The organism is candidate division WOR-3 bacterium (genome assembly GCA_039802205.1).
Lineage (GTDB): Bacteria > Hydrothermota > Tepidihabitantia > SM23-42 > JAOAFX01 > JAOAFX01.
In genome coordinates, this window is the sequence record JBDRWD010000091.1 from 1 (window position 1) to 6261 (window position 6261).

General features: G+C 39.1%; 5 protein-coding genes. 4 read left to right on the forward strand and 1 reads right to left on the reverse strand.

Annotated features, from left to right (window positions below; translation table 11 throughout):
• Positions 1 to 195 precede the first annotated feature (195 nt).
• The 4 genes from ABIL39_12105 to ABIL39_12120 all read left to right on the forward strand — a co-directional run bounded on the left by ABIL39_12105 (position 196) and on the right by ABIL39_12120 (position 3640).
• Positions 196 to 489: a hypothetical protein gene (locus ABIL39_12105; protein MEO0166869.1), complete on the forward strand. Its 294-nt coding sequence runs from the start codon at positions 196 to 198 to the stop codon at positions 487 to 489.
• 21 nt (positions 490 to 510) lie between these two features.
• Positions 511 to 1542 carry a T9SS type A sorting domain-containing protein gene (locus tag ABIL39_12110; GenBank protein MEO0166870.1) on the forward strand — a complete coding sequence of 344 codons (1032 nt, stop codon included), beginning with the start codon at positions 511 to 513 and terminating at the stop codon, positions 1540 to 1542.
• 88 nt (positions 1543 to 1630) lie between these two features.
• Positions 1631 to 2194, forward strand: coding sequence for a hypothetical protein (locus ABIL39_12115; GenBank protein MEO0166871.1), 564 nt, complete (start codon positions 1631 to 1633; stop codon positions 2192 to 2194).
• A 12-nt stretch (positions 2195 to 2206) separates the two neighbouring features.
• On the forward strand, positions 2207 to 3640 hold the full coding sequence (locus ABIL39_12120; protein MEO0166872.1) for a T9SS type A sorting domain-containing protein: 1434 nt from the start codon (positions 2207 to 2209) through the stop codon (positions 3638 to 3640).
• Between the two features lie 114 nt (positions 3641 to 3754).
• Here ABIL39_12120 and ABIL39_12125 read toward each other — a convergent pair whose 3' ends face one another.
• Positions 3755 to 5632, reverse strand: coding sequence for a glycoside hydrolase family 99-like domain-containing protein (locus ABIL39_12125; GenBank protein MEO0166873.1), 1878 nt, complete (start codon positions 5630 to 5632; stop codon positions 3755 to 3757).
• Between the last annotated feature and the right edge of the window lie 629 nt (positions 5633 to 6261).

Sequence of the window (6261 nt, forward strand, 5' to 3'; positions counted from 1 at the left end):
ACGAGACCAAAAATTGTTTAAAAATCAAGGTATCTCCTTTCTGATTCAATTCTGAGCGTGGTTTGAGCCACGCCTGGGGACATTTTACCTTTGAAGTTAAAGGTGACATTTTCGCTTTGAAACGACAGCAGTGATTGTAAAGATTGACAGATATTAAATGATGATTATAATATTGGAGATAGTTGGGGAGGTCTTATGGTTGATATAATTGCTATTTTAACCTTAAATCTCTTTAATGCGGATTTTGCTATAACAAATCTTAATACAATTGAGGTATATCCCTGTGTTGCCTTTGCCAACAATCAATATTATGTCTTCTGGACTGATTATCGCAACTCACCCATATATGCTTTATACGGAGCAAGAGTTTCGGCAACCGGGACTGTAATAGACTTAAACGGGAAACTCCAGTTTCAGGATAGTTGTTTTACACCGGCTGTAGCATATGACGGAACAAACTTTCTTGTGGTCTGGCGTGAGGGATGTTGAAGTTATGGTGATATCCGCGGAGTGCGTGTCACTCCGACTTGTGACCCATTAGGTTCAGCATTTTATATATATTATGACGGTCCTATCCCTGCTCAATATGCTCCAGAAATAACTTTTGGGGGTGGCAATTATTTTGTAGTCTGGCATGACTATCGGAACAATATTTATCAGATATACGGCGCCCGGGTTACACCCGGTGGTTCGGTTCTTGACCCAACAGGAATTCAAATTTCAATAGGCACAAGTCAATACTACTATTATCCTTCGGTCACCTGGGGCGGGACGAGATATTTTGTGGTTTGGGGCGTTTGTACTCCAGCACCTTATCATGTCTATGGACGTTTTGTAAATCCAGATGGATCTATGGCGAGCGATACCTTGCAATTAGCCAGTGCTTCAGCAGCTATCTATAATGTAGATGTCGCATACAGTGGGACTAATTTTATGGTCATCTGGAATGAAACGAGTTCACCATACACTTTGAAAGGTCTGTTAGTTTCAAATACGGGTGTTCCTATTGGCAGCCCATTTACAATCGCTTCCCCGGTTTATTATTTTAAGTCTTCGCGCGTTGTGTTTGACGGGATAAATTATCTCGTTACCTATTCGTACCAGGTAGGCGGTATCTATCAGCTTTGGGGTGTCAAATACAATACCAGCGGTCTTCAGGTTGGTTCAGCGTTTAGGATTTCACCGTCAACAAATAATATATACTATGCTGATGTCGTTCCCGGTGCCAATAATCGTTATCTCAATGTCTGGAGTGAATATATTTCATCACAGTATGATATCCGTGGCAATATTGATATTGAAATTGTTTGGGTTGAAGAAACAGAACAAGAAGGGATATCAAAAATAAAGATACCGAGCATTATCAAAAAAGACATAGTGCTCCCAGAATTTTCAGGGAAAACTGTATATCTATATGATGCCAGCGGCAGGAATATTGCTCGGACCGATAACGGTTATTTTGACTTTTCAAAACTGCGTTCCGGTGTTTATTTTATCCGATTACCAGAAGCAGTGACATACAAGGTAATTAAGATAGAATAGGATAAGAGGTTTAAATAGATAGAAAGGGGGTGATAGATAACAAAAAATAAACTTGAGGGCTGATAATTAAATTTTGAAAGGGGGCTTAATGAAAGGAATAATAACAATCCTGTTGTTTATTAGTGCAGCTTCTGCTCAGAATCTTATTACCAATGGAGATTTTGAGCAGGATATAAGTGTAGGGTGGACTAAGGATACTTCAGGTTATTCTATCTACATCGATCGTGCTACCGATTATGAACCAGACCCTGATTATGAGCTGCGTGTAGAAAAACAGACGAGTAGTGGTTATGCCCGGGTGAAACAGATTGTTGATATTCCATCGGTAAATAATATCACCTTTTCGGTCAAGGCAAAACTCTATGCCTATGATAATAATGCGGATACATTGACCTTCGCGGCTGCTGCGGTTATAATTGGCTATCGTAATTCAAGTGGTGTTCTTTTAGGTGAGACTCGAATCTGTCAGTTTACTGCGCCCTGTCCTTGGCAGAATACTCCAACCTGCCATCTGATTATGGTGAATGATTCGCTCTGGCATACTCATTCATTCAGTCTGGCGAGTGAGTTGCAGAATCTACCTGGTGTGAATCCGGCGAATGTTCAAAAGATTGAAATTGCTTTTTATGATACCACTGCCCATACTTGTTGAGGGGCACAGCAATTGGCGAAGGTCTTCGCCGATGATGTCCAACTCCTTTATTTAAGCAACAAACCATTCCTTACCTTAGATAGCACCAAGGTTGTAAACGACAACAATGGCAATGGCAAACTTGATCCTGGTGAGTATGCTGGTATTGTTACTTATATCAAGAATATCGGAAACAATGTAGCAACAAATGTCCAGGGTAAATTGAGAACCACTTCACCTTATATTACAATTACCGATTCAACCTACACTTACGGAACAATGAATGCAGGAATGAGCGCCAATAATATTTCAGACCCTTATGATTTATCAGTCCATGCCTCAACCCCGCCTGGTCATATTGCTGATTTCCAGCTTGTTCTCACTTCTGCTGAAAGTACCTGGGTTAGAACTTTCTCCTATCAGGTAGGTGTAGCACCAGGTACAATCATCTGGGGTCCTAAGTATCTCCCCAATTTTCCGAGCACCCAATTCATTTATGGTCTTGCCTATGACCGTCAGGGTGATAGGATATATGTCCTTGACTTTTATTCCAATCAGATAAGGCAGTATTCTTCGGATAGTTTTGTTACATATCTGGGGGTAATCACCGGTCCCGAAGATAGTGTTGTGGATATAACCTACAGCAGATATGATGACCGACTATATGTCTGTAATTATCCACAGAAGATGGTCTGGAAGATTGACAAATCTACCGGTGCAATTCTCAGACAATTCAGCAATCCTGCCCAGGATTATCCAGTCGGTCTTGCCTTTAAACCACCCAATACAATGTGGTATGCGGATAGAAGAACCGCACTCGGTGCCACTCAGCTTATTTATATCGGTGATACGCTCGGTGTTGCAACTCAATATAATAGTCCAATACAGGGCTATTTGAATACCCGCTGTCTTGCTTATGATAGTTTAGGCAATTCTTTTGTCAATGTTCAAACCTGGTTCAATGCGAGCCAGATACTTGATAGTGTTGGTGTTGTTGAATTTCGTGGCACACCACCGGTATTTACCGGCAATAAATTCCTCCTAAATCCTGGCTGGAACATCAGGGGTATTGAATTTGACCCGCGTGATGGGAACTACTGGATCACGATTGTTCAAATCAGTGGTTCCTATGTCAATCAGGTTGTTAAGGTAAAAGGATTTTATACTCCACTTACACCTGTAGAGGAATCAGAAAAAGAGAATGTTGCTCAGAGTAAATTGCTGAAAGTAATTCCGAATCCGGTCCGAGATGTGGTAACATTCAAAATCAATCCTACAAACCTTAAGAGCAACTTCTTAAAGGTTTATGATATCAATGGTAGACTTGTTGCAAGGATTGAAATCAAAAATGGAATGTCCGTTCTCAACTGGAATCCCCGGGCTGAAGCACTTTCTGATGGCATTTACTTTGTCGTTCTTGAGAAAGATGATGGTATGATTACCCAGAAATTCGTCCTGACCCGGTAGCAAAAAAAAAAACTTAAAATTGAAGCCCCGGTTTAATGCCGGGGCTTTTTATCAAGAATTGGTTGTAAAATTCTTAATTCTGCTATTGAAGCTCAATTTGGCAAATTGAATAATTTATTTTAAGTAAATAATCTTCTGTAATACTTTATCCTTTTGAACGAAATAAACACCATTATTGGTTAATTTATTAACCGCCCTCCCGGCAATATCATAAACTTTAATATTGCCACTCTTAAATATTTCTGGTAATCTGCCGTAAAAAACATTGGTTTTAATTATTGGACTTTTTATTTTATACATTCTTTCTCTTTCTCCTATTGGAACATTCCCTAATTTTTTGGTGAGAATTTTGACATCGTCAACATAGCATCGGTAATTTCCGATTTCTGAATTCGGGTTATCATCATAAACAAAATATATTTTGTCAATCACTCTATTCAGCAAAGGATAAAGGTCTACTTCAATATACCACCAATTACCGATTGATTCATTTCTTATTTCCGGGTTCATTAAATTTTCATTCTGGTCTATACACTCAGAATATTGCAATTCAAGCCCATCCGTAGTAATGATTCCTAACATCAAATGGATTTTTTGATAGGGATAGATGAAATAACTCAAAAAGGTGGCTTTGTCTATAGGTATATTCGGAATATCGAAAAGCAGATATTTACAATAGGAATTCTGGGTTGAACTTATATCTTCGCCTGCAATTCTCAGGTAATAATTGCCCGTAAGGACCGGAACCCCATATTCTTGCGTGACCCGTCCTGCCTCCGGCCGCGGGGCAGAACCATATCCATCTACACCCTGTGATGAGTAAACAGAATCTGCAAAAGGCAATGGTTCTCCATTCTCAAAACTCGTGTAAAATAAAATGCTATCGGTTTCACCAAAAATATAGTTCAATGTATTCAGCAGGTCAAATTCATATCCTTTGTAAACATAACCCTGGGTATAAGCAATGCCGGTAGAACTGGTATCGCGAGAACAGGTATCGGTTAGGATGGTTGGTTCAATCTGGGTATCTTCATGCCACTCATTCCAGGAAGTAATAACCAGCCATCGGCCTATTTGATTGTCTAAATGAATCTTTGATGTTATGAGTGAGCGTCGGAATGTTGTAGTATGGTCCCAAGTTTGTTTATACTGATTGGGAATTGCATAATGGTTGGCTTGAAGCCTCACTCCGCGGTCATTAAATCCGGGCATGGCATTAGAGATGAACCGTACACCAAGTGAATTGGCTATATTTTTATATTCATTGAATTTAGCACTGACATTTTTTAAAAAATTGGTATTAGCAGGATACCCGGCATATTGAGAAGGACCATGCATGTTATAACTCGTTATTGCATCAAAACAGGCGATGCGCGCTTGATTAGGTGTTCCCCAGTATACCTCATCACCAACTAAGAAAACATTATAACCTTGATTCTGTAATAATGTTCGGACCGAATCAATAGCGCCCGCATAATTCCCTGTAAAAGTACGTGTGAGATAGATAAAGACTACGGGTCTACCATTCCAGAAGAGATAATTTGGTTGATTGAAATAATGCTGCGCAATATATACAAAATCAGAAATGAAAGTATTGAAAATTGTAGGGTTGTCAAAATTTATTGGTGGGTCGCCAAGTCTTCCGGTTGTTTCATAGAACAAGCAGTATTTCAAGTTGCTGCCATTAAGTTGTGGTGCGATGTAATTTAGAATTGTAGTATTCTCCCAACTATTCGGTCCCCACCATGACACCACCCAGAAGTCAATCCCATTGGTCAAAGACCAATTTAGATGATTTTGTATCAATGTAGTGCTGCGTGAGGAATATTCGCCGAGAAGGGGAGGTTGAAAGATCAAAAGTTTTTTTCTCAAATATCCTTCCTGCCAGTGGCGATTATAATCATACCAGGGATAATAATAGACCCCTATAAAATAACTTTCGCTATGAGCACAGATAAAAATTGTAAAACAAACGAAAAGTAATTTTTTCATAGAATAATTTTACTCAAGTTTTACGATATGTCAACTCCCCAGCGCACTCAACTCTTAATATTTATTTGAAACCTACTTTTACGGATTGATACAAATTCACATTTTGTAATATCATTCAAAATTCTCTTTGTTGTATACTGTAAATTTGCAATACAATTTTGATTCCTATTTGTTTTATAGACAAAAGTCCTCAATCCGCAATTCGCAATCCGAAATTTCACTCTAAGTTCCTCTTTAGTGGATTGATACTTAAATAGAGAAATTCTTGGGCGGTAACCAGTAAAATGGTAGGCGCAGGCTTTAGCCTGCGGATAAATATTTTTAAATCTTAGGGTATCTCGCACCAACATTGTTTATTATATGTTGCGTGAGCAGATTGATTATGCTACTTGTCGGGCGAGAAATAGAATGGCTGGGTAAGCCTCTCTCTCCGCTTAATCACTGAATGATTAATAGAAAGATTAGGCAGCCCAGCCACTCCGAATAGATACCTTGGTCTTATATGACCGTATAGCAGTCTGGTTTAACCGTTAGGTATGATTCGGACCAGGAAATTATAATCTGAAGAAAGGGGGATGTAAAGTAAGAATTTAATTATTGACAAACCTTTTATAGCAGTGGAGAGGACT